This is a genomic window from Roseixanthobacter liquoris, from assembly GCF_043195135.2.
Classification (GTDB): domain Bacteria; phylum Pseudomonadota; class Alphaproteobacteria; order Rhizobiales; family Xanthobacteraceae; genus NCEH01.
Genome location: NZ_CM195537.1, coordinates 482,204 through 507,703 on the forward strand (window position 1 = coordinate 482,204; position 25,500 = coordinate 507,703).

Genomic DNA, 25,500 nt, shown 5'->3' on the forward strand with positions numbered 1-25,500 from the left:
CGTGCCAGAATGTTTCACGTGAAACATTCGGTGGCCTTTGGGTCGGGGGGCGACGCGCAAGGGGGTCGGAGGGCGGAGGAGCGGCCGGAGGCTCCGCCTACCTCCCAAATGTTTCACGTGAAACATTCCCGTCGAGAGCCGGCCCGGATCGCCATTAGGGGGTGTTGCATCGTCGAGGCGCCTACCAGCAGGTGCGCTTGATGTGCTTCTTCCACCTGACGTCATGGCCGGGCCGATAGCGCGAGGCTTGAAAATCCGGCGCCAGCGGCTCCACATGGATGCACGGGGCAAACGATGCATGACGATGCTCTGCTGCACCGGCGTCACGCCAAGAAAAGTGATGGGCCCTACGCCTGTCGCGGGATGCGGTCCGCTTTCCGGCGGTCGGGGCGGAAAATGTTTCACGTGAAACATTTCGGAGAAGGCGACGGGCCGCCGAATCTGCGTGGCGCCCCCGGGCTGGCTCTTTCGACCGCGATTTTAAGGTGCCGCGTGGGAGCCGGCGGCTGACGTGTCCGCTTACCTCCGACATGTTTCACGTGAAACATTCTGGAGCCGTAGAACGTCGCACCGCACTCTCCCCGAGGGGAGAGGGAACGGACCCCAGCGCCCTTTGCCACTCCTGGTGCCGCATGGCTTACGCCTCGCCAAAATGTTTCACGTGAAACATTCTAGGCCCGTAGCCGCCGCACCGCTCACGCGGCCTCGCCGCCAGGAGATATCTGGGGCTGATTATTGGATGCCCTCGAGACCCCGACCTCTCCCCGATGGGGAGAGGTCGACCGCGACAGCGGGCGGGTGAGGGCGCTGCGCCTGGCCGAACGCAATGCCGGCTCCCCTCACCCGCACCTCTCCCCGATGGGGAGAGGGAGAACGCACCCAACGCCCTTCGTCGCCCATGGGGCCGTACGGATCATGCCTCGCCAGAATGTTTCACGTGAAACATTGGCCCCTCCCAGCCACGCGCCGCCGGTCACTTGCCGATGCAAAAGGTGCGGAAAAGGGTGTCGAGCACATCTTCGATATCCACCCGACCCACCAGCGCGTCGAGCGCCCGGGCGGCAAGGCGGAGGTCTTCCGCCAGCAGGTCCTCCCCGCCTCGCCCGGCACGCTTCAATGCAAGATCGAGATGCGCCAGCGCATCGCGCAGCGTGAGCCGCTGGCGCTCGCGGGTGATCAGGGCCGGCTCGCCGCCGCCGAGCTCCGACGCCCGTGCCTCGATCCGGGCGATGAGTTCCTCCATGCCCTGCCCCGTGGCGGCGGAAATGGCGAGCTCCTCGCCCGCGCTCGCGCCGCGCGGCGCATCGGCCCCGCGTCCCGCCCGGTCTGACTTGGTGCGCACGGCGAGCGCATGCGCCAGCTCGGGCGGCGGCGGCGCGCCGTCCTCGCTCAGCCACAGCACCAGGTCGGCAGAGGCGGCACGGGCGCGGGCGCGGCGGATGCCCTCGGCTTCCACTTCGTCCTCGGTCTCCCGCAGGCCGGCGGTGTCCACCAGCGTCACCGCCTGCCCGGCCAGTTCCAAATGCACTTCCAGCACATCGCGCGTGGTGCCGGGCCGGTGGGAAACGATGGCCGCCTCGCGCCCCGCAAGGCGGTTGAGCAAGGTGGATTTCCCCGCGTTCGGCGGGCCGGCGATGGCTATGCACAGGCCGTCGCGCACCCGTTCGCCGCGCGCGCTGTCGGCCAGCGCGGCCGCCAGTTCCTCCCGCAACAGGCCGGTTTCCAGCAGCGCCGGGCCGGTGAGATCCTCCGGCACATCGTCCTCATCGGCGAAATCGATGGTCGCCTCCACCAGGGCCAGGGCGCGGATCAGCCGTTCGCGCCAGCCGGCGACGCGCCGGGAGAGGACGCCGGAGGCTTGCGCCAGGGCCTGCCGGCGCTGGGCCTCGCTCTCCGCAGCGATGAGATCGCCGAGGCCCTCCACCTCGGCGAGGTCCATCTTGCCATTGGCGTGGGCGCGGCGGGTGAATTCGCCGGGCCCCGCGGGCCGAAACCCCTCCAGCCGCGACAAGGTTGAAAGAACGGCGGCAACCACCGCCCTGCCCCCATGGAGGTGGAGCTCCACGAGGTCCTCCCCCGTGGCGCTGCGCGGCCCCTCGAAGAACAGGATCAGCCCCCGGTCCAGAGCCTCCCCCGTGCCGGGGGAGCGCAACAGGGCATAGGTCGCCTGCCGGGCCGGCGGCACCGCGCCCGCAAGGGCCGATGCGGCGGCCCGCGCCGCGGGGCCGGAAATGCGCACGAGCGCCACCCCCGAGGGCAAGCGCCCGCTGGACAAAGCAAAGATCGTGTCCGATGACCGCATCACGCGCCGGCCTTGAAACTGGAGTTGGGACGATGACCGAAAACCGCCTCGGGTCCGAGACCAGTCCCTATCTGCTTCAGCATCAGGACAATCCCGTCCATTGGTGGCCGTGGGGGCCCGAAGCGTTCGCGGAAGCCCGCCGCACGGGAAAGCCGGTTCTGCTCTCCGTGGGCTATGCGGCCTGCCATTGGTGCCATGTCATGGCCCATGAAAGCTTCGAAAACCCCCTGGTGGCAGGGGTCATGAACGACCTGTTCGTGAACATCAAGGTGGATCGCGAAGAGCGGCCGGACGTGGACCAGATCTATATGGCCGCGCTCCAGCAGCTGGGCGAACAGGGCGGGTGGCCGCTCACCATGTTCCTCGATGGGGAGGGAAAGCCGTTCTGGGGCGGCACCTATTTTCCCCGCACGGCAAGCTACGGCCGCCCCGGGTTCACCGACGTGCTCCAGCAGGTCTCGCAAGTCTATCGCGAGGCGCCGGAGAAGATCGCGCACAATCGCGATGCCATCCTCGAGCGCCTCCAGAAGGCGGCCCGCCCGCAGGGCGAGGTGGTGATCGGCCTGGCGGAGCTGGATCAGGCCGCCCGGCAGATCGCCGGCCTGTTCGACAAGTCCAATGGCGGGCTGCGGGGGGCGCCGAAATTCCCCCAGACCGGGCTGATGGAAATGCTCTGGCGCGCCGGCGAGCGCACGGGGGACGGCACCTTCAAGGCCATTTGCGCCTTCACCCTCAATCGCATGTGCGAGGGCGGCATCTATGATCATCTCGGCGGCGGCTTCTCGCGCTACAGCGTGGACGAATATTGGCTCGTGCCGCACTTCGAGAAGATGCTGTACGACAACGCCCTGCTGCTGGAATTGCTGGCCCTCGCCCACCAGGAGACCCGCGACCCGCTGTTTCTCGCCCGTGCGCGCGAAACCGTCGGGTGGCTGGAACGCGAGATGCTGACCGCGGGCGGCGCCTTCTGCGCCAGCCTGGACGCCGACAGCGAGGGCCACGAAGGCAAGTTCTATGTGTGGACTTTGGCCCAGATCGAGGACGTCCTGGGCGCGGACGACGCGGCCACTTTCGCCGGATTCTATGACGTGAAGCCCGGCGGAAACTGGGAAGGCGCCACCATTCTCAACCGCACCAAGGCCGGCAACGTGGCGCCCGAGGACGAGGCGCGCCTCGCCCCGATGCGCGAAAAGCTCCTTGCCGCGCGGGCCAGGCGCGTGCGGCCGGGGCTGGACGACAAGGTTCTGGCGGACTGGAACGGCCTGATGATCGCCGCCCTCGCTCGCGCCGGTGCGTTGCTGAACGAGCCCGCCTGGATCGCGCTTGCGGAGCGGGCGTTCGCGGCGGTGGTTGATCTCATGGCGGAAGGCGACCGGCTCGGCCATTCCCATCGCGCCGGGCGCACGCTTTTTCCCGGCCTCGCGAGCGATCTCGCCGCCATGGCACGGGCCGGTATCGCCCTGCACGAGGCGACCGGGGAAGGCGAGCCGCTGAACCGGGCGGTGGCCTTCCTCACCGTGCTGGAGCGGCACCATCTGGACCCCGCGAGCGGCGCCTATTTCCTCACGGCCGACGATGCGGATGCCTTGGTCGTGCGACCGCTCTCCACCATGGACGAGGCCCAGCCGAACTATAATGCGGTGGCGGCCGATGCCCTGGTGCGCCTCTCCGCTTTGGTGGGCGACGACGCCTTGCGCACCCGGGCCGACCGCATCCTGCGGGGCCTCTCGGCCGCGGCGGCGGGAAACGCGCTCGCCCACGGGGCGCTGCTCAATGCCATCGACACCCGCCTGCGATTGGCGGAGATCGTCACCACCGGCGCCGCGAGCGCGGCGTTGGCGGAGGCCGGCTTGCGCCTCTCCTTCCTCGCCCGCGTCGTGATCCGCGCCGCCGCGGCGGACGATCTGCCCGCCGGGAGCCTTGCCCGCGCCCGCATGGAGAGCGCGCCGCCCTCCGGCGCCGCCTTCATCTGCGTGGAGGGGCGCTGCACCTTGCCGATCACCGAGCCCGAGGCGATCGGACCCGCGTTGCAAGCGGCGCGGGCTTGAAATCGGAAAATTTGTCCGCTCGGAAACGTCTATGCCTCTAGAATCGATTTTGGAAGCGCTGGGCGGCCGTTTTTGTTCGGACGAGGAAAGTACCGTCCGACGTCCGATTTTGCCGCCAGCGGCCTTCTGGTTCGATCAACTTTTTCGCGAATTATGGTTGTAAATGCGCCTTTAGCGCGCATTTTCCGGCGCGCCGGCGGAAGCCCCATTTTCTTCGCCGGCGAGCTTGTCCGGAGCCGGCCTCTCTCGACGCACCGGCATCCGGGGCACCGAGGCGAGAAGGTCCCCTCCCTGCGCATGCGCCGATGCGGGTCGCAGAAGATCGGCCATCACCTGGTCCACCACCGCCGGCCAGGAATACCAGGTGAGGTTCGAGATGCGATGCTGCGATGCAGCATAGATCGCAGCATCCTCAAGGGCGCGGATCGCCTCCGGCATGTCGCGCCTGCTTGAAAAATACCGCCCCGCCGGGCCCAGCACCTCGCGGACCACCGCAATGTCGCGCGCCAGCACGGGCAGCCCGCGCGTCGCCGCTTCCAGGGGCGGCAGGCCGAACCCCTCGGCCAGGGAGGCAAACAGCAGGGCATGGGCGCCGGAATAATGCGCGGCCACTTCGGCGTCGCCCAGGTCCTGATGCCAGAACAGCCGCTGGCCATACCAGGGCGAGCCGCAGATGATCTCCAGCATGTCCTCGCTCATCCAGCCGCGACGGCCGATGATCACGAGGGGCCGCTCATAGCCTTCCCCCCAGAGCCGCTCGAACGCCGCCACCGCATCGCCGTGGCCCTTCTTGGGCTCCACCGTGCCCACCATCAGCCACGGGCGCCGGGCCAGCACGGCGCGATGCGCATCGCTCAGCGCGGCGGTCGCAAGCGCGCCCTGCCCGTCCGTGGGATCAAAGCCATTATAGGCGATCGCGCCGCTCACGCTCTTTCCGTACCAGTGCGCGAAATCGCGCAGATCCTCCAGGCTTTGCCCGGAGACCGCATAGAAATGTCCGCCCGTCTCCACGGCCTGCACCAGGGCGCGCTGGAATCTCAGGCGCCAGGGATATTGATAGAAGGTCGGCATCAGCGCCGGCAGGATGTCGTGGACGAGAAACACGATCCGCGCCCCGGCGGCGGCCGCGCGCCGATAGGCGCTGAAATCCATCTCGTGCCAGAAACCGGCGCAGAACAGCACGTCGCCCGGTGCGAAGTCGATCGCCGCGCCGCGCGCCGGCACCGGTGCAAGCGCGGCGCGCATTGCCGGAACGAGACCGTCCATGGTCCGTGAAAAGGCCGCGCTGCCCCGCTTCAGCGGCGCCGCCGGGATCAGGCTCGCCGCAAACCGGCTTCCCGTCGACAGGACATGGCTGACGTAGCGCAGCCCTTCAAGGCCGGCGCGAAGGGCGATGCGCGCCGCGGGAGCCGGCGCGGCCGGCGCGGGCGCGGTGCCCACCAGCGGGTCCAGCCGGCGCACGAAACCGCCGTCCGCAGCGCATTCCACCAGCTCGAACCCGACCCCCGCCCGCGCGGCGAAGCGTGCGCCGTGATCGGCATATTGGGTGAGCACCCGGTGGATGCCGAGCGGTGCGGGATCCGGTTTTATGAATGAGGTGTCCAGCAGCACCCGTCGCACGCCGGCCTGATGCCGCGCCTCGTCCCGCTGGCCGCCCGGATCGCGCATCGCACTTCCAATCCCCATGATCGACGTGCCGCCCCCGGCGCCAGATCGCCGCGCCATCATGCGCACGGATCGGGATAAATCCATGCGCGGTCGATGCGGCGTTGGACAAAAAAAATCAGCCGCAACGGGTGCGGCTGATTTTCGGTTTCCTCGGAAAATTTCCCGATCAGGTGTTCATGGAATCGAAGAAATCCTGGTTGGTCTTGGTCTGCCGCAGCTTGTCCATGAGGAATTCGATGGCGTCCACCGTTCCCATGGGGTTGAGGATGCGCCGCAGGACGTACATCTTCTTGAGCACGTCGGCGGGAACCAGAAGTTCTTCCTTGCGGGTGCCGGAGCGCGTGATGTCGATGGCGGGGAACACCCGCTTGTCGGACACCTTGCGGTCCAGGATGACTTCCGAATTGCCCGTGCCCTTGAACTCTTCGAAGATCACTTCGTCCATGCGCGAGCCGGTGTCGATGAGCGCCGTCGCGATGATGGTGAGTGATCCGCCTTCCTCGATGTTGCGCGCCGCGCCGAAGAAGCGCTTGGGCCGCTGGAGGGCGTTGGCGTCCACGCCGCCGGTCAGCACCTTGCCGGAGGAGGGGACCACGGTGTTGTAGGCGCGGCCGAGGCGGGTGATGGAATCCAGCAGGATTACCACGTCGCGGCCATGCTCCACGAGGCGCTTGGCCTTCTCGATCACCATTTCGGCGACCTGCACGTGGCGCGAGGCCGGCTCGTCGAAGGTGGAGGAGATGACCTCGCCCTTCACCGAGCGCTGCATGTCCGTGACTTCCTCCGGCCGCTCGTCGATGAGCAGCACGATCAGGAAGCACTCGGGATGATTGGCGGTGATGGACTTGGCGATATTCTGCAGCAGCACCGTCTTGCCGGTGCGCGGCGGCGCGACGATCAGCCCGCGCTGGCCTTTGCCGATGGGCGAGACGATGTCGATGATGCGCGCCGAATAATCCTTCTTGGACGAATCCTCGAATTCCAGCTTCAGGCGTTCGTCGGGATAAAGCGGCGTCAGATTGTCGAAATTGATCTTGTGCCGGGTCTTCTCGGGGTCTTCGAAATTGATCGTATTGACCTTGAGAAGCGCGAAATAGCGTTCGCCCTCCTTGGGGCTGCGGATCTGGCCGTTGACCGTGTCGCCAGTCCGCAGGCCGAAGCGGCGGATCTGGGAGGGGGAGACATAGATGTCGTCCGGGCCGGGCAGATAATTGGCGTCGGGCGAGCGCAGGAAGCCGAAGCCGTCCTGGAGCACTTCGACGACGCCCTCGCCGATGATCTCGGTTTCGCTGGCAGCGAGTTGTTTCAAAATCGCGAACATCAGCTCCTGCTTGCGCAGGGTGCTCGCGTTTTCGACCTCGTTTTCTTCAGCGAAGGCGAGCAGTTCGACGGGGGTTTTGGACTTGAGATCCTGGAGTTTCACTTCCCGCATATGGGAAAGCCTCGAAATCTTGAATTGGGCCGGCGGCTTCGTGAACCAAAGCCGGGCAGATGGAAGGGGCGGGGAATCGCAGATCTTCAGGAAACACCGGGATACCGGGATCTCACCTGACGTTCCGTATCGGCCCCATGACGTGGCCGTAAAAACGAAACGCGCGCTGCCTGCGTTTAGGAAAGCGAAAGAACAATACCGGAATCGCGGGCCTTTATGCAAGCCCTGTCGCGGCCCGCCGGCTCATCAAAAGGGCTTAAGGATCACCAGGATCACGATGCCGATCATCAGAACCGTCGGCACCTCGTTGGCGATACGAAAGAATCTGGCGCTTTTGGTGTTGCGGTCCTCGGCGAACGCCCTCGTCCATTTCGCGCATTCCCCGTGGAAAGCGGACAGGGCCAGCACCAGAACCAGCTTGGCATGCAGCCAGGGCGAGGAAATCCAGCCGCCCTCATAGATCAGGAAACCGCCCGCGAGCCAGGTCACGATCATGGCCGGATTGGAAATCGCCTTCAGCAGGCGGCGTTCCATGACCTTGAACGTCTCCGATTGCGCCGAGCCCTTCGGCGCGTCGCAATGATAGACGAACAGGCGCGGCAGATAGAACAGCGAAGCCATCCAGGAGATGACCGCCATCACGTGCAGCGCCTTGATCCAGAGATAGAGCATGTCAGCTTCCGCCCTCGGCGGCACGCATCGTCGCGCACCGGATGATCACAGGCTTGTCCGCACCTTTTCCACAAGGTTTTCCACATGCGCGAGGGGGGTCTCCGGCTTGATTCCGTGGCCCAGGTTGAAGATGTGGCGCGCGCCCTGAAAATCCTTGCGGATATTGAAGATTTCCTCGTCCAGCTGCGCCCCTCCGGCGATCAGCCGCAGCGGGTCCAGATTGCCCTGGAGCGCCACTTTATCCCCAAGCCTCGTCCGCGCAACGCGGCGATCCGCGCTCCAGTCGAGCCCGATACCGTTGAGCCCGAGGGCGGCGAGCTTTTCCAGCGCCTCCATGGTCGCGCCCTTGGGGAACGAAATGATCCGCGCGCCGGGATGCACCGCCCGCACCCCTTCAACGATCCGCGCCAGGGGCTTGGCGCACCAGCGCTCGAACGAGGCCGGGTCGAGCACGCCGGACCAGGTGTCGAAAATCTGCACCGCATCCGCGCCGGCGGAAATCTGCCCGTTGAGATGGGCGATGGACATCTCCACCAGTACGTCGATGAGCGACTGGAACAGGTCGGGATCGCGCAGGGCGAGCAAACGCGCCGGCCCCTGGTCGTCGGTGCCCTGCCCGGCCACCATATAGGTCGCAACCGTCCAGGGCGCCCCGCAGAAGCCGATCAGCGCGGTTTCAGCGGGCAGGGCCGCTTTCACCAGCGAAAGCGCCTCGTAGACCGGCTGGACGCGATCCGGGTCGAGCGCACTGCGCAGTGCCGCCACGCCCGTGCCGCTCGTCACCGGCTCCAGGCGCGGCCCCTCGCCCGCCTCGAAGCGCACGTCCACCCCGAGCGCATGGGGAATGACCAGGATGTCGGAAAAGATGATCGCCGCATCGAAGGCGAAGCGCCGGATCGGCTGAAGCGTCACTTCGGCGGCGAGCTTGGGCGTGTAGCACAGGGTGAGGAAATCGCCGGCCGTGGCCCGCACGGCGCGATACTCGGGCAGATAGCGCCCGGCCTGCCGCATCATCCAGAGCGGAGGGATCGCCTGGGGCACGCCATCGAGCACGGCGAGAAAGGGGGAAGGCTGCGCCGCGCTGTTCGTCATCCCGCTCCAACTATCTAAAAAGGAATCTTATTTAAGAGATGAGTCTTTTACGTCTTAACGGTTGATTAACTATTCGCAGCGCCGTCGACAACCGGTCCACAGGCTGACACGTCCGCGCACCCGTCCCGGTGAGCCGGCCAACAATCGTTAACAAAAGGTAAATCGCCGCCCATCGGGAGATTTCCCCACAAGCCCACAGAGGGTGCCTTTGAGTCAGTCCCGAGGGGTTCAATTGTGGACGACGATGCCCATGACTCTTTCGCCGGCCTTGCATGACCCCGAAGGGCGTGCGTTTCTGCACCGACCGTCCACAGGCCGGTGGATAAATGGCAGGATATGACGTGACGGCACCGCGCGTTCCCAACGAAAGCTATTTCCATCTGCATCTCGTGTCGGACGCCACCGGCGAGACGCTGATCAATGTGGGCCGCGCCGCCTGCGCCCAATATGCCAATGTGCTGCCGATCGAGCACGTCTATCCGCTCGTGCGCTCCATGAAGCAGCTCGAGCGCGTCTTGATCGACATCGAGAACAATCCCGGCATCGTGCTCTACACGCTGGTGGACAAGGAAGTCCGCGAACGGCTGAAAGAGCGCTGCCGGGAACTCGGGGTGCCGTTCCTCTCGGTGCTGGCGCCGGTGGTGCAGATGTTCCAATCCTATCTCGGCGGCGAGCCGCAGCCGCGCGTCGGCGGGCAGCACGCACTGGATGCCACCTATTTCAAGCGCATCGACGCGCTCAATTTCACCGTCATGCACGACGACGGCCATATGACCGACGATCTGGAGCTGGCGGACGTGGTGCTGCTCGGCGTGTCGCGCACGTCAAAGACGCCGACCTCGATCTATCTCGCCAATCGCGGCATCAAGACCGCCAATATTCCCCTCGTGCCCAATGTGCCGCTTCCCCCCGGCCTGGAGCGGCTGAAGAAGCCGCTCATCGTCGGCCTCGTCGCCAGCGCGGAACGGATCGTGGAAATCCGCCAGAACCGCCTTCTGGGGCTGAATGCCGCCACGCCGAACACCGCTTATGTGGACCGCGAGGCGGTATCCGAGGAACTCGCCCTCTCGCGCCGGCTGTGCGCGCGCCACGGCTGGCCGCTGATCGACGTGTCGCGCCGCTCCATCGAGGAGACGGCGGCCGCCATCATCGGCCATCTCTCCGAGCGCCGCCGGCGTGCGATCGTGGAAACCTGAGCGGACGGACCCGGCCATGAGCCTCTGGCGCGACCCCAATCCCCTCGCGCTCGCCTCGCGCAGCGCCACCCGGCGCGCCTTGCTGGAGGCGGCGGGCCTGCCGGTGGACCTGGTGGACGGCGATGTGGACGAACGCGCCATCGAAGCCTCGGCCCAGGCCTGCGAGGCCGGGCCGGACGATGTCGCCCGCATGCTCGCCCGCGCCAAGGCGTTCGCGGGCGCGCGACGGGTCGGCGCGGACCGCCTTGTGGTGGGCGCCGACCAGACCCTAGCCCTGGCGGGTGAGGTGTTTCACAAGCCGAAGGACCGCGCGCGGGCGCGCGCCCAGCTCTCCCGCCTTGCCGGCCGCACCCATGCCCTGCATTCCGCCGTGGCGGTGGTGCAGGCCGAGGAGGTGGTGTTCGAGACGGTTCAAACGGCGCGGCTGGCCATGCGTCCCCTCTCCGATACCGCGCTCGACGCCTATCTCGACGCTGCCGGACCGGCGGTGCTCACCAGCGTCGGCGGCTATCAGCTGGAAGGGCTGGGCGTGAACCTGTTCGAGGCCATCGACGGGGACCATTTCACCATTCTCGGCCTGCCGCTGCTGCCGCTGCTGGGATTCCTGCGCGACGAGGGCGTTTTGCTGTGAGCGTGACCCTGTGCATCAGCGGCCATCCCGTGGCCTATTCCCGCTCGCCCATGCTGCATGGCTATTGGCTGGAAAAGCACGGTCTCTCCGGCACCTACGGCCGCGAGGACGTGCCGCCGGAGGAAGCCGCGGCCTTCTACGCGAACTTCGCCGCGCGCGGCTATGCGGGCGGCAATGTGACCGCGCCCAATAAGGAAATCGCCTTCCGCGCCGTCGCCGAGGCGGACGAGACCGCCCGCGCGCTCGGGGCGGTGAATACGCTGTGGATCGAGGACGGGCGGCTCCACGGCGGCAATACCGACGTCTACGGCTTCTTGGCCAATCTCGATGCCGGGGCGCCGGGCTGGGACCGCACGGGCGGCCCGGTGCTGGTGCTCGGCGCGGGCGGTGCCTCGCGGGCCATCGTCTATGGCCTGTTGTCGCGCGGCGTGGAAAAGCTCTGGCTCGCCAATCGCACCGTGGAGCGCGCGCAGGCGCTGGCGGACCAGTTCGGCCCGCGCGTGGTGCCGATCGGCCTCGGCGAGATCGCCGCGCCCTTGGCGGATGCGGCTTTGTTGGTGAATACCACTTCGCTCGGCATGAAGGGCCATCCGCCGCTCGAACTCGATTTTTCGCCCCTGAAGGCCGAGGCGGTGGTGACGGACGCGGTTTATGTGCCGCTGGAGACGCCCTTGCTGAAGGCGGCGCGGGCGCGCGGCCATCGCATCGTGGATGGGCTCGGCATGCTGCTGCACCAGGGCGTGCCCGGCTTCGAGCGCTGGTTCGGCGTGCGGCCGGACGTCGATGCGTCGCTGCGCGCGCTGATCGTCGCCGACTTGCGCGCCAAGGGCCAGCTGGAGGCCTGATCCATGTGGATTCTCGGGCTCACGGGCTCCATCGGCATGGGAAAATCCGCCACCGCGCGCCTGTTCCGCGCCGAAGGCGTGCCGGTCTATGACGCCGATGCGGCCGTCCATGCGCTTTATCGCGGCGCGGCCGTGGCGCCGGTGGAAGCCGCCTTTCCCGGCGTGACGAAGGACGGGGCCATCGATCGCCCGGCCCTGTCCGCCCGCGTGCTGGGCGATGGCGAGGCCATGAAGCGGCTGGAAGCCATCGTCCATCCCCTGGTGCGGGCGCAGGAGATGGCGTTTCTCGACGAGGCGCGGGCCGCCGGCGCGCGGCTGGTGGTGCTGGACATTCCCCTGCTGTTCGAGACCGGCGGGGACCGGCGCGTGGATGCCGTGGCCGTGGTGAGCGCGCCGCCAGCGGTGCAAAAGCGGCGGGTGCTGGAGCGCGTGGGCATGACGGGCGAGCGTTTTGCCGCCATCCTGGCCAAGCAGCTGCCCGATTCGCTCAAGCGCACCCGCGCCCATTTCCTGATCGATACGGGGCGCGGGTTCGAGAGCGCCCGGCATCAGGTGCGCGGCATCGTGCGCGCGCTGAGCGGGCCGGGCCGGCGGCGTCAGGCCGGGAATTGAGCGGAAAAGACCATGCGGGAAATCGTCCTCGACACCGAAACCACCGGCCTCGACGCCAATAAGGACGACCGGCTGGTGGAAATCGGCTGCGTGGAAATGGTCAACCGCATCCTCACGGGCACGGTGTTCCACGTCTATATCAATCCGGAACGCGACATGCCGGTGGAGGCGTTCAACGTCCACGGCCTGTCCGCCGACTTCCTGTCCGACAAGCCGAAATTCGCCGAGGTGGCGGACGCGTTCCTGGACTTCATCGCCGACGACACGCTGGTGATCCACAATGCGGCGTTCGACATCGGCTTCCTGAATGCGGAACTGACGCGTTCCGGGCGGCCGGTCATCGCCCGCGACCGGGTGATCGACACGCTGGCCCTGGCCCGCCGCAAGCATCCCGGCGCCCAGAACAGCCTCGACGTGCTGATGAACCGCTACGGCATCGACAGTTCGCGCCGCGTCAAGCACGGCGCCTTGCTGGATGCCGAGCTGCTGGCGGAAGTTTACAGCGAACTGCTGGGCGGCCGGCAGGCGATGCTGGTCGGGCTGGTGGAGGAAAGCGGCAATGCCGCGCCGCGCCTGGTGGCCGATACGGTGATTGCCGCCCGCGCCCGTCCGGTGCCGCTGGCGCCGCGCCTCAGCCAGGAGGAGCGCGACATCCATCGCGCCTTCATCGAACAGATGGGCGACAAGGCGCTTTGGGCGCAATATCTCGTGGACGAAGTCCGGGCCGAAGAGGCCGCGCGGGGCTGAAGCTCTGGGTCTGCGGCAGTGCGCGAACCCCCTCACCCGTCCGTTGCACGGCCGACCTCTCCCCGGCGGGGAGAGGTGAATTCGCGCTCCCTCTCCCCGCCGGGGAGAGGGTTGGGGCGAGGGGCGCCGCCGCGATCAGCGAAAGCCCGCACCCTGCGCGGAAATCCTCAGGCCTGGCCGACCGGCTGGAAGCGCTGGGCTTCCGCCATCATGCGCTGCTGATAGAGGCTGGCGAAGTCCACGGGATCGATCATCAGGGGCGGGAAGCCGCCGTTGCGCACCGCGTCCGCCACGATCTGGCGGGCGAAGGGGAACAGCAGGCGCGGGCACTCGATGAGCACCACCGGCTGGAGGCTCTGCTCGGGAATGCCCTGGATGCGGAAGATGCCGCCATAGGTCAGGTCGAAGGCGAACATGGTGTTGCCCTGGACCGAGGCCTTGCCATCCACCTTCAGCTCGACTTCGAACTCATTGTTCGCGAGCGGGCGGGCGTTGACGTTGATCTGGACGCTCACGTCCGGCTGGCCGGCAGGGCTCGCCAGGGAATTCGGAGCGTTGGGATTCTCGAACGAGAGATCCTTGATATATTGTGCGAGGACATTGAGCGAAGGCGCCACATTGTCCGCCGGGCTGCCATTTTGAGTCGCCATGCTCGTCTCCCTTGAGGCTGGTCCTCGTCCCCATGCGAGGTGGCGGGTCGCTAGCATGCCTCAGGACCAGGGGCAAGGACGCCAGCGGGGATGCACCATCGGCAGCCCCGCTTATGACAGGAGGAAGACCAGCATGAGCGAAACCGAAATTCGCGCGCCGGCGGCAGCGCCCGGCAAGCCCCTTTCCCCGGCGGCGCAGCGCGCCTTGGCCGAGGCGGCGGAACGGCGCGCGGCGATCGACGCGGTGGCGAAATCCATGCCGAAGGAACTGAACGGGCGCGGCGGCACCGAGCCCGTGCGCTACGGGGATTGGGAAGTCGGCGGCATCGCCTCCGACTTCTGACGGGGCGAGCGCTCCCTCAGTGCACGATGGCGAGGCCGATCAGGCCCGCAACGCCCACGATGATCCGCCACCAGCCGAACACCGCATAGCCGTGGCGGGAGACGAAATCGAGCAGCGAGCGCACCACCAGGACGGCGGCGCAGAAGGCCGCGACGAAGCCGATGAGGATCAGCAGCCCATCGTCCAACGACAGGAGGGAGCGGTTCTTGTAGAGGTCATAGACGAACGCGCCGAACATGGTGGGCAGGGCGAGGAAGAAGGAGAATTCCGCCGCCGCCCGCTTGTCCACGCCCATCAGCATGGCGCCGACGATGGTCGAGCCGGAGCGCGACATGCCGGGGATCATGGCCAGGCACTGGAAGAAGCCGATCTTCAGCGCCAGCAAAGGCGGGAAGCCCATGGCGTTGTTATAGCGCGGCTCCGGCACGATGCGGTCCACGAACAGCAGCACGATGCCGCCGAAGATCAGCGTGAAGCAGATCAGCATCGGGCTTTCAAACAGCACCGCCTTGATGAAGCCGTGCAGCGCGGCGCCGATCACCGCCGCCGGCAGGAAGGCGATCAGCACGCCGAGCACGAAACGCCGCGCGCCGGGGCTGGTGGGCAGCGCCAGCGCCACCTTGAGGAACCGCTGGAAATAGACCGTGAGGATCGCCAGCACCGCGCCGAGCTGGATCAGCACCTCGAACGTCTTGCCGGTGCTCTCGAAGCCAAGGAAATGCCCGGCCAGCAGCAAATGGGCGGTCGACGAGACGGGGATGAATTCGGTGAACCCTTCCAGGAGGCCGAGGAGCAGGGCTTCGAGCATGGTGCCGAGGGTCATGGCGCGGGAGTCCGGGCGTGAAGGGGAAATGGCCAGGGGCCATGAAGCGGCGGCATCCTGAAATTTTCGCTTAATCGGTGCAATGCAAAAGCATCCGCCGGCGCGGACGCGGACGTTGGGTCAGGCGCTTGGTTTGGTTCACCATGTGGCCCTATTGCCACAGCGCGCCCGTCCATTCGGTCTTGCGGCACTGCGAGAACCGCTCTAGACCGGGGATCAGCCGCAGCGGCGAAATCCCCCAGACATGCATCTGCACCATCATCCTTTCTGCCCTCATTCGCGTTTCGTGCGCCTCCTGCTTGCCGAATACGGCATCGAGCCGGAGCTGGTGGAAGTGCGCGTGTGGGAACGCCGGCCGGAATTCCTGGCGCTGAACCCCGCCGGCGAAACGCCGGTGATGGTGGAGCAGCAGGCCCCTTCCGTTCCCGGCGCCAGCATCATCGCGGAATATCTCGACGAGACGCGCGGCCTTGCCCTCGCAGACCGCCGCCTGCTGCCGGAAGACCCGGCCGGGCGCGTGGAAGTGCGGCGCCTCGTGGCCTGGTTCAACGACAAGCTGTTCCTGGAGAGCACCGAGCATCTGGTGCGCGAGCGCATCTACAAGCGCTATATGAAATCCGACCAGGGCGGCGGCCCGCCCGATGCCCAGGCGCTGCGTGCGGCGCGCACCAATCTGCGCTACCATCTCAAATATATCGGCTGGCTGGCGAAAGGCCGCAATTGGCTGGCCGGCGAGCGCATGAGCCATGCGGACCTTGCCGCCGCGGCCCATCTCTCGGTGGCCGATTATCTGGGCGACGTGCCGTGGGACGAGGACGAGGACGCGAAGGCCTGGTACGCGCGGCTGAAATCGCGCCCGACCTTTCGCGGCCTGCTGAACGATTCCATTCCGGGAATGCCGGCCTCCAGCACCTATGCGGACCTGGATTTCTGAGCGGGCCGGCGGTGCGTGAAAATCCCCCTCTCCCGCGTGCGGGGGAGAGGGCGTCGACGGCGGTGGAGACACCGCCGGATATGGCCGCCCTCAAGGCGCATCTGCACGCGCTCGCCCTTGCCGAGGGGTTCGACGCCTTCGGCATCGCCGATCCCGAGGCCGCCTCCGCCTCCGCCGCCGGGCCGCGCCTGCGCCAATGGGTGGCCGAGGGAAACCATGGCGACATGGGCTGGATGGCCGAGACCCTGGATCGCCGCGCGGATGCGCGCACCCTATGGGGCGAAGTGCGCACGATCGTCATGCTGGGCCTCAATTATGGGCCGGACGAGGACCCGCGTGCCGCCTTGGCCCAGCGCACGGGCGGGGTGATCTCGGTCTATGCGCGGGGCGAGGATTATCACGAGCTGATCAAGGCGAAGCTCAAGCGCATCGCCCGCGCGCTGCTCGCAAAAGCCGGCAGCGGCGACGTGAAGGTGTTCGTGGATACCGCGCCGCTGATGGAAAAGCCCCTCGCCCAGGCGGCGGGGCTCGGCTGGCAGGGCAAGCACACCAATCTGGTGTCGCGGGCGCGCGGCTCCTGGCTGTTCCTCGGCGCCATCGCCACCACGCTCGACCTGCCGGCGGATGCGCCGGAAGACGATCATTGCGGACGCTGCCGCGCCTGCCTCGACGCCTGCCCGACGGCGGCCTTCCCCGCGCCCTATCGCATCGATGCCCGGCGCTGCATTTCCTATCTCACCATCGAGCATGCCGGGCCGATCCCGCGCGACCTGCGCCCGCTCATGGGCAACCGCATCTATGGCTGCGACGATTGCCTCGCCGCCTGTCCCTGGAACAAGTTCGCCGAAGCCGGGCGCGAGATGAAGCTCGCCGCGCGGGCGGAAAATCGCGCCCCCGCCCTGGCGGAGCTGGTCGCGCTGGACGACGGGGGGTTCCGCTCCCGGTTCGCGAAAAGCCCCATCAAGCGCACCGGGCGCGTGCGCATGGTGCGCAATGTTCTGATCGCCATGGGCAATTCGAACCATCCCGCATTCGTGCCGCAGATCCTGCCTTTGCTGGCGGATGACGCGCCGCTGGTGCGCGGGGCGGCCGTGTGGGCGCTCTCGCGCCTGATGCCGCCGGCGGAGTTCGCGCGGCTCGCGGCATCGCGCGCGCCCGATCCCGACGACGCGGTGCGGGCGGAATGGGACGCCGCTCTCCCCTGAGTGGGGGGCGGGTGAGTCGGGGGCGTTCCGGCGCAACGGCCGCTTTGGCCCTTGCCGGAAGCGCGCGGCTGCGTCATGACCGATGGCATGAGCACGCTGCTGGCGGTGGGATTGGGATATTGCGGGCGCGCCCTTCTGGCGCGCGAAACCGTGCCGTTCTCACGCGTGATCGGCACCAGCCGCACGCGCGAAGGCGCGCAGGCGCTCGCCGCGCTGGCGCGGCCCGGCCTTCCCGTCGCGGGCCTGCCGTTCGACGGCGTGCACCTCTCGGCCAATCTCGAACAGGCGCTGCGCACGGCCAATGTGCTGCTGCTTTCGGCCCCGCCGGGCGAGGCGGGGGATCCGGTTCTCGCGGCGGGCCGCGCGGCGCTGATGGCGAATGCCCATCTGCGGTCGGTCGTCTATCTCACGACGCTCGGGGTCTATGGCGACCACAAGGGCGCCTGGGTGGATGAGCGCACCAAGCCGAAGCCGGGTTCGCTGCGCCTGGAACGGCGCCTTGCGGCGGAGGCGGAATGGCTGCGCTTCGGTGGCGCGCGCGATGTGCCGGTCGCGATCCTGCGCCTCGCCGGCATCTATGGGCCCGGCCGCAACGCCTTGGTGCAGGTGGCGCGCGGGGAAGCCCGGCGCATCGACAAGCCGGAGCAGGTGTTCAACCGCATCCATGTGGACGATATCGGCGCCAGCATCCGCGCGGCGGTGAAGCGGCGGTTCAACGGCGTGGTGAACGTCACCGACGATCTGCCCACCGCGCCGGGCGAGCCGATTCTCGCCGCCGCGACATTGCTGGGGGTGGACCCGCCGCCGGCGATCCCCTTCGATGAGGCGGCGCGGGACATGACGCCCATGGCGCTGTCCTTCTGGGCGGCCAACAAGCGGGTCGCCAACGGCCGGCTGAAGCACGAGCTGGGCGTGACCCTGACCTATCCCACCTATCGCCAGGGCCTCGCCGCGCTCTATGCCGCCGGCGAAGGGCGCGACCAGAAATAGCCTGAAATCGCCGACCTTTCGTGGCGCTATGGATGCTGCGCCAGCCAGGATTTCAGCTTTTCCAGCTGGTGCGGCCCCTGAAGGGAAAGCGCGCGCGCCGGGCCGAGTTGCGCGGCGTCGTCGGCGGCGTGCTCCACCTGGCGGGCAAGGTCGGCGGCGCCGGCAAGGCCGAACTGGCCGAGCAGGCCGGCGAGCGCATGGGCTTCGCGCCGCAGCGCGGCCGCGTCCCCTGCCGCGACCAATGCGTCCCAGGCTTCGAACCGGCGCGCGGCATTTTCCACGAACCGCTCGGCGAGGGACTGGAACGCGGCCGGGCTCACCGCGTGGCGCAGCGCCGCGACGCCGGAGAGGTCGAGCCCGTCCGCATCCGCCGCCCTTGGGCGATCGAGGGAAATCGGCGGCGGGACGGGTTCGGGCGCGGGAAGATCAGCGTGCGGGGCGGCGGGATTTTCGGCCGAACCGGCCTCAGCGGCGGCGACGGGCGTGGCATCGCGGTGCGGGTCCGGATCGACGGCATCCGCCGGCGCTTGCGCGATCTCGGCGCCGGCGGTGTCGCTGCGCTCCAGCAGGATCAGCATCCAATCGTCCTGCGGATCGGGGCCGAGGCGGGCGGAGATGCGCGCGGCGGTGCGGCCGGCGGCGGCCGGCAAGGGCAGGGCGGCGCGGCTCTGCACCTCGCCTACCAACCAGTCCGGGCAGCTGCCGCCGCTCGCGAGTTCCGCCGGGTCGAGCCCGTCGGTCGCGAGCAGGAGGCGCTCCCCCGGCGCGAGGGCCAGGCGCAGATCCTCGTAGCGCGGGCGGTCGGCAAATCCGAGCAGCGGCCCTTCGCAGGTCACCGCCCGCGCCGAATCCGCCGTGAGGATCATGGGATGGGGGTGCCCGGCGGAGGCGATCTCGATCGTCCCGTCCGCCAGCAGGTCCACCACCAAAGCGGTGGCGATGGCGGCATCGAAGGCCGGCTCGCCGAAGATCAGGTCCGACCAGCGGGCCAGGAATTGCCCGGGTGAGAGGCCGGGGTCGAGATCCAGCGCGCGCACCATGGCGGCATGGGCGATGGCGCCGGCCTTGGCGTCGATGCCATGGCCCATCACATCCACCATCACGATGCGCTCGCGCCCCGGGCGCGGCAGGTGCACCACGAGGTCGCCGCCGCCGATGTCGGCGGTCTCGTGCAGCAGCGCCAGCGCGAACGGGCCGAGCGCCTGCGGCAGGTTGGGCTGCACCAATTGGCCGAGCGTGGTGCCGAAATAGCGGAACAGCCGCAGCCGCTGGCGCAGCGCGCGGGTGAGCGCGAGCTGGATGGTTTCCAGCAGGGCTTCCGGCGTCACCGGCTTGGTAAGAAAGGTGTCGATGCCCAGTTCCAGGGCGCGGGTGCGCACGGTGGAATCCGCCGTGATCATGACGATGGGGATGGGCGGCCGGTCGCGGTCCTCCTCCAGCGCCGCCACGAGGGCGGTGCCCGGCTCCGCGCCGAGATGAAAGTCCGTGAGGATCAGGTCCACCTTGGTTTCGCGCGCCAGGGCCAGCGCGCTGCGCAGGTCGCGGGCGGCGATCACACGATAATGGGGCTCCAGGAGGCCGAGATAGGTCTCCAGGAGCAGTTCCTCGTCCTCCACCACCAGCACCTGCGGCCGCCGGCGCGCCAATTGGCGGCGCAGGCGCAAGCGGTTGGGTGGGCCGGGGTCGTAGCTCGCCTGGTCGAGGAAATGCCGGGCCAGCGGCAGGCCGCGCCCGGATTCCGCCTCGGGCGCGACGCGGGTGAGGCTCGCCGCCTCCCAGGCCGCCGCGAAGCCGCGGAACGGGCCGCCGTCGTCCTCCAGGTCCAGGGTCAGCACGATGCCTTCCAGCCGCACCCGCACGGTGAGCGTGCGCGCCGGCGGGCGGGCGTGCTGCACGGCATTGGTGGCGAGTTCCACCAGCGCCAGCACCACCTCGTCGCTGATGTCGGCGCCGATGCGCAATTGCGCCAGCTGGCGCCGCAACGCCTTGCGGATCCAGGAGATGCTCTCCAGCGTGGCCGGCCTTTGCGCCTCGAACAATTCCAACGCCCGTCCCCCTCCGTTGATCCCGTGCGGCCGTCCGCGCGCCGTTCGCCCGCCTCAGGCGAGGGCGTCCAGCTCCTCGTCCGAGAGGGCGCCGGGCACGATCGTCACGGGGATCGGAAAGCGCGCCGCATGCGGCCCGGCGGCGGCGGCGACCAGCGGCCCCGGCCCGTCCGATCCGGTTCCGGCGGCGAGCACGAGGATGGCGATATCGCGGTCCTCGCCGATCAGGTCCAGCAAGGCGGCGCTCTTGCCGCCCTCGCGGATCACCGTTTCGGCCTCGATGCCGGCGAGCTGGCGGGCGCGAGCGGCATAATCGTCGAGATGGGCCTGCATGGCCTCGGTGGCTTCCGCGCGCATCAAATCGGCGATGCCGAGCCATTGCTGGCGCGCGCCCTCCAGGTCCAGGATGCCCAGCATCACCACGCCGGCGGCGGTGCGGGCGGCGCGGCGGCTGGCATAATAGACCGCGCGGTCGCATTCCGGGGTCTCGTCGATCACCACCAGGAACTTGCGGCGGTGCCCCGGTTCGTTGATCTGCCGCTTGGGATTGGTGTTGGTGATGGGATGCATGATCCGGCCCTCGCCCGCCGCGCCGCGATGCTGCCACGCGCGGCCCCTGCCATCGACAAAAAACCGCGCCCGCGCAACCGCCTCGGTGTCTTTCCCCGCCCGTCTTTCCCTGCGGCCGGGCTTGTAATACTTCTCTCGCGTCGCACGGGGCGGCACGGGAGACGCGCATGTCGGTTTTGACCCTCGACCAGGCCCAGACCATCCTCTCCACGGCGCTGCGCCAGGCAGTCGCCCAGAATCTGAGCCCGCTGGCGATCGTGGTGCTGGACGGGCGCGGGGCGCTGAAGGCGTTCGCGGCCCAGGACGGCACCAGCCTGAAGCGCGGCGAGATCGCCATCGGCAAGGCGCGCGGGGCGCTGGCGCTGGGCATGGGCTCGCGCTCCCTGTTCCGCCGCGCCAAGGAGCAGCCCTTCTTCATCGCCGCCGCCGGCGAAGTGGTGGGGGACCTCATCCCGGTGCCGGGCGGCGTGCTGATTCGCGATGGGGCGGGCGCCATCTGCGGCGTGGTCGGCGTTTCCGGCGACACCTCGGACAATGACGAGGCCTGCGCCGTCGCCGGCATCGAGGCGGCGAGCTTCCGCGCCGATCCCGGCCAGGACTGAGCATGGACGACGATACCGGGGCGCGGGCGCAAGCCTTGCGTCCCGCCGCGTTCCTGGATCGGGACGGGGTGCTGAACGTCGATATCGGCTATGCCTTCCGCCCGGCGGACCTGCGCCTGATGCCGGGCGCGGGGGAAGCGGTGGCGCGGCTGAATGCGGCCGGCTATCTGGTGTTCGTGGTCACCAACCAGTCGGGCATCGCGCGCGGGCTCTATACGCTGGAGCAGGCGCAGGCGTTCAACGCAGCGCTGGCGGAAGCACTGTCCCGCCACGGCGGGCATGTGGACCGCTTCTATCTCGCGCCGTTCCACCCGGACGGCAGCGTCGCGGAATATGCCCTCGACCATTTCGACCGCAAGCCCAATCCCGGCATGATCCTGCGCGCGCTCGCAGAATGGCCGGTGGAGCGGGCCCGCTCCTTCCTGATCGGCGACAAGGAGACCGACATGGAAGCGGCCCGGCGCGCCGGGCTGCCGGGCCATTTCTATGCGGGGGGGAATCTCGACGAACTCGTCCGCGAAATTATCGGCGGGATGGAAGGGAAAATTCCGTCCCAAGGCGGGGCGAGGGGGGGCGGGGCCGGCCGGGAGGCCCTGTAAACCCTGGGTTTTCGGCAGAATGTTTCACGTGAAACATTCGCCTGCCGCGGACGAACGGCGGATCCGTGAGCGATCACGCCGCCTTTTCGGGCGATGAAACCGCCTGTTCGCCCGAATGCGCGCCTGCGTTCGGCAAGCCGGTTTTTTGTGGGCGACTCGTGCAAGAGGCGCCTCCGCGAAGGCGCCTCTGCGATGAGGGAGCGATGGGGCGGGAGCGGTCCGTCGCTCAGAGGATCTTGGCGCCTTCCTCGAACGGCAGGCGCGGCAGGCGCGGCATGACCTTCGAGGGGTCGCCATGGCCGAGGGCGGCGATGAAATTGCTCTTCACCTTTCCGTCCGGGAAGAATTCCGCATCCAGCTTGGCCGCGTCGAAGCCCGACATGGGGCCGACGTCCAGGCCCACCGCGCGGGCGGCGAGGATGAAATAGGCGCCTTGCAGCGAAGAGTTGCGGAAAGCGTGGGGTTCGACCATGCCGGGATTGTTCACGAACAGATCCTTGAAGCCCGGCGCATGGGGGAACAGCTGGGGGATCTTCTCGTAGAATTCCAGATCGTAGGCGATGATGGCGATGACCGGCGCGGCGAGCGCCTTGAGATTGCCTTCGGAGAGGGCCGGCTTCAGCCGCGCCTTGGCTTCCTCGGACGCCAGGAACAGGATGCGCGCGGGCTGGGTGTTGGCCGAGGTCGGCCCATAGATGGCGAGGTCGTAGAGCGCGCGCAGCTCGGCTTCGCTGACGCCCTGGTCGGTCCAGCCGTTCTGCGAGCGCGCCTTCAGGAACAGAGTGTCCAAAGCGGCCTGATCAATCGTGTAGCTCATGGCATCACCGTATGGAGGAGGCCGGGCCGCCGGCCCGGGATGGCTTCGACTTAGGCTTGCGGCGCGAACATGGATAGGGGGTCGCCTTGCAATGGTCCTTTGCAAGGATGCAAACCACGCATCAAGAATGCTGATTGATCGGTCACGGCATTTGATGGGTGCTGGCGGCCGAACACGGCTATGGTCGCCGCTCTCCCACCGCGTCCCCCGCGTCCCCTGGCTCGAAGAGGCGCCTCCACCGCGTCCTTGCCAAGGGCGCCTCCCACCGCGCCGTCGCGCCCGAAGGCTTGCGCCCAGGTTGTCCCCATGACCGCTTCCGCTTCCGCATCACCCCCCGCCTCCCAGCCCGCCGCTTCCGCCGCCGATCCCCTGCTGGAGGCGGTGCGCGCCCATGTGCGCGCCCTGCCCGAGAGTGGCATCGTCGAAGTGATGAATTACGGGCGAAACCGCGACGGCATCGTGCCGCTCTGGGCCGGGGAGGGCGATATCCAGACCCCCGCCTTCATCTGCGAGGCGGCGGCGCAGGCGCTCCATGCCGGCGAAACCTTCTACACCTGGCAGCGCGGCCTGCCGGAGCTGCGCGCGGCGATCGCCGCTTATATCGCCGGCCTCTATGGCGTGCCTTCAGATCCCGAGCGCGTCTTCGTCACCGGCTCGGGCATGCAGGCGATCCAGATCGCCTTCGCCCTGGCGCTCGGCGCGGGCGACGAGGTGATCATCCCCTCGCCCACCTGGCCCAATGCGGCGGCGGCGGCGCTCAAGGCCGGCGCGCACCCGGTCTATGTGCCCTTCTCCTACGGCCCGCAGGGCTTCGCGCTGGACCATGCGCGCCTCGCCGAAGCGGTGACGCCGCGCACCCGCGCCATCTTCCTCAATTCCCCCGCCAACCCCACCGGCTTCGTTGCCTCGCTGGAGGATCTCAAGGCCGTGCTGGCGCTCGCCCGCCGGCATGGGCTCTGGATCGTCGCCGACGAGATCTACGGCCGCTTCCATTATGGCGAGGGCGTGCGCTCCCCGTCCTTCCACGATGTCATGGACGCCGACGACCATATCCTGTTCGTCCAGACCTTCTCGAAGAACTGGGCCATGACCGGCTGGCGCATCGGCTGGATCGAGGCGCCGGCGGCGCTCGGGCAGGTGATCGAGAACCTGATCCAATATTCCACCTCCGGCGTCGCCGCCTTCATGCAGCGCGGCGCGGTGGCGGCGCTGACGCAGGGCGAGCCGTTCGTCGCCGCGCAGATCGCCCGCGCCCATCGCGGGCGCGATCTGGTGGCCGACGCGCTGCTGGCCACCGGAAAGGTGGACCTCGTGAAGCCGGACGGCGCCTTCTACCTGTTCTTCGGCATCGAAGGGGAACGCGACGTGCGCACCCTCGGCCTGCGGCTGGTGGACGAGGCGAATGTGGGCCTTGCCCCCGGCACCGCCTTCGGCGCGGGTGGTGAAGGCTTCATGCGGCTGTGCTATGCCCGCGGTGAAGAGCAGTTGCGTACCGCCGCAGACCGGCTGGTGCGTTGGCTGGAGGCCCGCCCCCCGGGCCGGTGAAGCGTTCAGGCATCGTCTCATGACCCTCAATCTTCCGCCGCGCTGGGCGTTCCTGGTGGCGAGCCTCATCACCCTCGCCAGCGGCGCGCTGGGAGGTCTGGTGTTCTTCCGCCTCGGTCTGCCGGCGGCCTGGATGTCGGGCGCGCTGATCGCCACCACCGCGCTCGCTCTGTGCGGCGCGCGGCTGGAAGTGCCCACGCCGGTGCGGTTCGTCGGCTTCCTGGTGCTCGGCGCCTCCATGGGCACCGCCATGTCGCCGGACATGCTGACCCATGCCGCCACCTGGCCGATTTCCATGGCCCTGCTCGCGGTCAGCGTGGTGGGCGTGATGGCCGGCAGCATGGCGTTCCTGGTGCGGGTGGCGCGGTGGGATGCGCAATCGGCCTTCTATGCCTCCGCGCCGGGCGCGCTCAGCACCGTGGTGGCCATGGCCGCGACCACGCCCGCCGACATGCGCAAGGTGGCCTTCTCCCAGGCCATGCGGCTGTTCCTTCTGGTGGCGGCCCTGCCCCATGTGATGGGCCGGGTGGGCCATCCCTCCGGCGCGCCGGCGGCGGTGCCGCTTTCCTCCCTGCCCGATGTGGCGATCCTGCTGGCGGTGAGCCTCGCGACCGGGGTTGCCTTCAACCGGCTGCGGGTGCCGGGCGGCATGCTCGTGGGCGCCATGACCGGCAGCGCGCTGCTGCACGGCTTCGGCTTTTCCCATGCCTTCGTGCCGCCGATCCTGCTGATTCCGAGCTATGTGGTGCTCGGCGCGGGGGTGGGCGCGCGGTTCCAGGGCACCGACCGGGCGACCCTGCGCTCGTGCCTGTTCGCCTCGCTCGGCGCGTTCGCCGTGGCGCTGGTGGTGTCGGTGGCGTGCGCGCTGCTGGCGGCGCAGCTGACCCATGACGACCCCGGCAAGCTCATCACGGCGTTTTCGCCCGGCGCGCTGGAGACCATGACCGTGCTCGGCTTCGCCATGGGCTATGACCCGGCCTTCATGAGCGCACATCACCTGTTCCGCTTCGCCGGCATTTCGGTGTTCCTGCCCCTCGCCGCCCATCTGCTGTTCACGATCCGCCGCCAGCACGATCGGAAATAGGCGCGCGCACGGTCACCGCATCGTGAGCCGGGCCGTGTTGCCTTGTGC

Annotated in this window: 24 protein-coding genes; 14 read left to right on the forward strand and 10 right to left on the reverse strand. The window is 68.3% G+C overall.

Annotated elements, in window-relative coordinates:
* Window positions 1-973: 973 nt before the first annotated feature.
* The gene (mnmE, locus tag V5F84_RS02090) at window positions 974-2,302 is read right to left on the reverse strand and encodes a tRNA uridine-5-carboxymethylaminomethyl(34) synthesis GTPase MnmE (protein WP_394043196.1); all 1,329 of its coding nucleotides are present in this window, start codon (window positions 2,300-2,302) and stop codon (window positions 974-976) included.
* 32 nt (window positions 2,303-2,334) lie between these two features.
* Between mnmE and V5F84_RS02095 the strand changes: the two genes are divergently transcribed.
* A complete protein-coding gene (locus V5F84_RS02095; RefSeq protein WP_394043197.1) occupies window positions 2,335-4,350 on the forward strand; it encodes a thioredoxin domain-containing protein in 2,016 nt (671 codons plus the stop codon).
* A 171-nt stretch (window positions 4,351-4,521) separates the two neighbouring features.
* On the opposite strand, the gene V5F84_RS02100 is transcribed toward V5F84_RS02095, so the two are convergent.
* The 4 genes from V5F84_RS02100 to hemE all read right to left on the reverse strand — a co-directional run bounded on the left by V5F84_RS02100 (window position 4,522) and on the right by hemE (window position 9,214).
* The gene (locus tag V5F84_RS02100; protein ID WP_394043198.1) at window positions 4,522-6,018 is read right to left on the reverse strand and encodes a glycosyltransferase; all 1,497 of its coding nucleotides are present in this window, start codon (window positions 6,016-6,018) and stop codon (window positions 4,522-4,524) included.
* Window positions 6,019-6,184: 166 nt separating this feature from the next.
* Window positions 6,185-7,450, reverse strand: a complete 1,266-nt coding sequence (gene rho / locus V5F84_RS02105; RefSeq protein ID WP_348845784.1) for a transcription termination factor Rho — start codon at window positions 7,448-7,450, stop codon at window positions 6,185-6,187.
* A gap of 246 nt (window positions 7,451-7,696) precedes the next feature.
* Window positions 7,697-8,122, reverse strand: a complete 426-nt coding sequence (hemJ, locus tag V5F84_RS02110; protein WP_394043199.1) for a protoporphyrinogen oxidase HemJ — start codon at window positions 8,120-8,122, stop codon at window positions 7,697-7,699.
* 45 nt (window positions 8,123-8,167) lie between these two features.
* Window positions 8,168-9,214 (reverse strand): uroporphyrinogen decarboxylase, encoded by a 1,047-nt coding sequence (gene hemE, locus V5F84_RS02115; RefSeq protein ID WP_394043200.1) that lies wholly within the window; start codon window positions 9,212-9,214, stop codon window positions 8,168-8,170.
* 326 nt (window positions 9,215-9,540) lie between these two features.
* Here hemE and V5F84_RS02120 point away from each other — a divergent pair, with 326 nt between their 5' ends.
* The 5 genes from V5F84_RS02120 to dnaQ are packed head-to-tail and all read left to right on the forward strand — an operon-like array spanning window position 9,541 to window position 13,245.
* Window positions 9,541-10,410 (forward strand): pyruvate, water dikinase regulatory protein, encoded by an 870-nt coding sequence (locus V5F84_RS02120; protein WP_394043201.1) that lies wholly within the window; start codon window positions 9,541-9,543, stop codon window positions 10,408-10,410.
* Between the two features lie 16 nt (window positions 10,411-10,426).
* Complete coding sequence (locus tag V5F84_RS02125; RefSeq protein WP_394043202.1) at window positions 10,427-11,041, forward strand: Maf family protein; 615 nt, start codon at window positions 10,427-10,429, stop codon at window positions 11,039-11,041.
* A complete protein-coding gene (locus V5F84_RS02130; protein WP_394043203.1) occupies window positions 11,038-11,886 on the forward strand; it encodes a shikimate dehydrogenase in 849 nt (282 codons plus the stop codon). The genes V5F84_RS02125 and V5F84_RS02130 overlap by 4 nt, the downstream gene beginning before the upstream one ends.
* A 3-nt stretch (window positions 11,887-11,889) precedes the next feature.
* The gene (gene coaE, locus V5F84_RS02135; RefSeq protein ID WP_394043204.1) at window positions 11,890-12,498 is read left to right on the forward strand and encodes a dephospho-CoA kinase; all 609 of its coding nucleotides are present in this window, start codon (window positions 11,890-11,892) and stop codon (window positions 12,496-12,498) included.
* A 12-nt stretch (window positions 12,499-12,510) separates the two neighbouring features.
* The gene (gene dnaQ, locus V5F84_RS02140; protein ID WP_394043205.1) at window positions 12,511-13,245 is read left to right on the forward strand and encodes a DNA polymerase III subunit epsilon; all 735 of its coding nucleotides are present in this window, start codon (window positions 12,511-12,513) and stop codon (window positions 13,243-13,245) included.
* 167 nt (window positions 13,246-13,412) lie between these two features.
* On the opposite strand, the gene secB is transcribed toward dnaQ, so the two are convergent.
* Window positions 13,413-13,895 (reverse strand): protein-export chaperone SecB, encoded by a 483-nt coding sequence (gene secB, locus V5F84_RS02145; protein ID WP_394043206.1) that lies wholly within the window; start codon window positions 13,893-13,895, stop codon window positions 13,413-13,415.
* A gap of 133 nt (window positions 13,896-14,028) precedes the next feature.
* On the opposite strand from secB, the gene V5F84_RS02150 reads away from it, so the two are divergent.
* A complete protein-coding gene (locus V5F84_RS02150) occupies window positions 14,029-14,238 on the forward strand; it encodes a DUF1674 domain-containing protein (RefSeq protein ID WP_394043207.1) in 210 nt (69 codons plus the stop codon).
* Window positions 14,239-14,254: 16 nt separating this feature from the next.
* On the opposite strand, the gene V5F84_RS02155 is transcribed toward V5F84_RS02150, so the two are convergent.
* Window positions 14,255-15,061, reverse strand: a complete 807-nt coding sequence (locus V5F84_RS02155; RefSeq protein WP_394043208.1) for an undecaprenyl-diphosphate phosphatase — start codon at window positions 15,059-15,061, stop codon at window positions 14,255-14,257.
* Window positions 15,062-15,305: 244 nt separating this feature from the next.
* On the opposite strand from V5F84_RS02155, the gene V5F84_RS02160 reads away from it, so the two are divergent.
* The 3 genes from V5F84_RS02160 (at window position 15,306) to V5F84_RS02170 (ending at window position 18,190) form a co-directional block, all read left to right on the forward strand.
* Complete coding sequence (locus tag V5F84_RS02160; protein WP_348845773.1) at window positions 15,306-15,995, forward strand: glutathione S-transferase family protein; 690 nt, start codon at window positions 15,306-15,308, stop codon at window positions 15,993-15,995.
* Window positions 15,996-16,075: 80 nt separating this feature from the next.
* Window positions 16,076-17,200, forward strand: a complete 1,125-nt coding sequence (queG, locus tag V5F84_RS02165; protein ID WP_394043209.1) for a tRNA epoxyqueuosine(34) reductase QueG — start codon at window positions 16,076-16,078, stop codon at window positions 17,198-17,200.
* A 75-nt stretch (window positions 17,201-17,275) separates the two neighbouring features.
* Window positions 17,276-18,190 (forward strand): Rossmann-fold NAD(P)-binding domain-containing protein, encoded by a 915-nt coding sequence (locus V5F84_RS02170; RefSeq protein ID WP_394043210.1) that lies wholly within the window; start codon window positions 17,276-17,278, stop codon window positions 18,188-18,190.
* A 26-nt stretch (window positions 18,191-18,216) separates the two neighbouring features.
* On the opposite strand, the gene V5F84_RS02175 is transcribed toward V5F84_RS02170, so the two are convergent.
* Window positions 18,217-20,235, reverse strand: coding sequence for a SpoIIE family protein phosphatase (locus tag V5F84_RS02175; protein WP_394043211.1), 2,019 nt, complete (start codon window positions 20,233-20,235; stop codon window positions 18,217-18,219).
* A 54-nt stretch (window positions 20,236-20,289) separates the two neighbouring features.
* Window positions 20,290-20,805 (reverse strand): universal stress protein, encoded by a 516-nt coding sequence (locus V5F84_RS02180; protein WP_394043212.1) that lies wholly within the window; start codon window positions 20,803-20,805, stop codon window positions 20,290-20,292.
* 167 nt (window positions 20,806-20,972) lie between these two features.
* Here V5F84_RS02180 and V5F84_RS02185 point away from each other — a divergent pair, with 167 nt between their 5' ends.
* Window positions 20,973-21,407, forward strand: coding sequence for a GlcG/HbpS family heme-binding protein (locus tag V5F84_RS02185; protein WP_394043213.1), 435 nt, complete (start codon window positions 20,973-20,975; stop codon window positions 21,405-21,407).
* 2 nt (window positions 21,408-21,409) lie between these two features.
* Window positions 21,410-22,006 carry a D-glycero-alpha-D-manno-heptose-1,7-bisphosphate 7-phosphatase gene (locus V5F84_RS02190; RefSeq protein WP_394043214.1) on the forward strand — a complete coding sequence of 199 codons (597 nt, stop codon included), beginning with the start codon at window positions 21,410-21,412 and terminating at the stop codon, window positions 22,004-22,006.
* Between the two features lie 226 nt (window positions 22,007-22,232).
* Here the strand turns inward: V5F84_RS02190 and V5F84_RS02195 are convergent, their stop codons facing one another.
* Entirely contained in the window at window positions 22,233-22,823 is a 591-nt protein-coding gene (locus V5F84_RS02195; protein ID WP_394043215.1) for a malonic semialdehyde reductase, read from the reverse strand.
* A 306-nt stretch (window positions 22,824-23,129) separates the two neighbouring features.
* On the opposite strand from V5F84_RS02195, the gene V5F84_RS02200 reads away from it, so the two are divergent.
* Both V5F84_RS02200 and V5F84_RS02205 read left to right on the forward strand, forming a co-directional pair.
* A complete protein-coding gene (locus V5F84_RS02200) occupies window positions 23,130-24,368 on the forward strand; it encodes a pyridoxal phosphate-dependent aminotransferase (protein ID WP_394043216.1) in 1,239 nt (412 codons plus the stop codon).
* A gap of 19 nt (window positions 24,369-24,387) precedes the next feature.
* Complete coding sequence (locus tag V5F84_RS02205) at window positions 24,388-25,452, forward strand: AbrB family protein (RefSeq protein ID WP_394043217.1); 1,065 nt, start codon at window positions 24,388-24,390, stop codon at window positions 25,450-25,452.
* The last annotated feature ends 48 nt before the right edge of the window (window positions 25,453-25,500 follow it).

Coding starts and splice junctions, on each gene's coding strand:
- mnmE (WP_394043196.1), bottom strand. CDS start 2,302: ATGCGGTCATCGGACACGATCTTTGCTTTGTCCAGCGGGCGCTTGCCC.
- V5F84_RS02095 (WP_394043197.1), top strand. CDS start 2,335: ATGACCGAAAACCGCCTCGGGTCCGAGACCAGTCCCTATCTGCTTCAG.
- V5F84_RS02100 (WP_394043198.1), bottom strand. CDS start 6,018: ATGCGCGATCCGGGCGGCCAGCGGGACGAGGCGCGGCATCAGGCCGGC.
- rho (WP_348845784.1), bottom strand. CDS start 7,450: ATGCGGGAAGTGAAACTCCAGGATCTCAAGTCCAAAACCCCCGTCGAA.
- hemJ (WP_394043199.1), bottom strand. CDS start 8,122: ATGCTCTATCTCTGGATCAAGGCGCTGCACGTGATGGCGGTCATCTCC.
- hemE (WP_394043200.1), bottom strand. CDS start 9,214: ATGACGAACAGCGCGGCGCAGCCTTCCCCCTTTCTCGCCGTGCTCGAT.
- V5F84_RS02120 (WP_394043201.1), top strand. CDS start 9,541: ATGGCAGGATATGACGTGACGGCACCGCGCGTTCCCAACGAAAGCTAT.
- V5F84_RS02125 (WP_394043202.1), top strand. CDS start 10,427: ATGAGCCTCTGGCGCGACCCCAATCCCCTCGCGCTCGCCTCGCGCAGC.
- coaE (WP_394043204.1), top strand. CDS start 11,890: ATGTGGATTCTCGGGCTCACGGGCTCCATCGGCATGGGAAAATCCGCC.
- dnaQ (WP_394043205.1), top strand. CDS start 12,511: ATGCGGGAAATCGTCCTCGACACCGAAACCACCGGCCTCGACGCCAAT.
- secB (WP_394043206.1), bottom strand. CDS start 13,895: ATGGCGACTCAAAATGGCAGCCCGGCGGACAATGTGGCGCCTTCGCTC.
- V5F84_RS02150 (WP_394043207.1), top strand. CDS start 14,029: ATGAGCGAAACCGAAATTCGCGCGCCGGCGGCAGCGCCCGGCAAGCCC.
- V5F84_RS02155 (WP_394043208.1), bottom strand. CDS start 15,061: ATGACCCTCGGCACCATGCTCGAAGCCCTGCTCCTCGGCCTCCTGGAA.
- V5F84_RS02160 (WP_348845773.1), top strand. CDS start 15,306: ATGCATCTGCACCATCATCCTTTCTGCCCTCATTCGCGTTTCGTGCGC.
- queG (WP_394043209.1), top strand. CDS start 16,076: ATGGCCGCCCTCAAGGCGCATCTGCACGCGCTCGCCCTTGCCGAGGGG.
- V5F84_RS02170 (WP_394043210.1), top strand. CDS start 17,276: ATGACCGATGGCATGAGCACGCTGCTGGCGGTGGGATTGGGATATTGC.
- V5F84_RS02180 (WP_394043212.1), bottom strand. CDS start 20,805: ATGCATCCCATCACCAACACCAATCCCAAGCGGCAGATCAACGAACCG.
- V5F84_RS02185 (WP_394043213.1), top strand. CDS start 20,973: ATGTCGGTTTTGACCCTCGACCAGGCCCAGACCATCCTCTCCACGGCG.
- V5F84_RS02190 (WP_394043214.1), top strand. CDS start 21,410: ATGGACGACGATACCGGGGCGCGGGCGCAAGCCTTGCGTCCCGCCGCG.
- V5F84_RS02195 (WP_394043215.1), bottom strand. CDS start 22,823: ATGAGCTACACGATTGATCAGGCCGCTTTGGACACTCTGTTCCTGAAG.
- V5F84_RS02200 (WP_394043216.1), top strand. CDS start 23,130: ATGACCGCTTCCGCTTCCGCATCACCCCCCGCCTCCCAGCCCGCCGCT.
- V5F84_RS02205 (WP_394043217.1), top strand. CDS start 24,388: ATGACCCTCAATCTTCCGCCGCGCTGGGCGTTCCTGGTGGCGAGCCTC.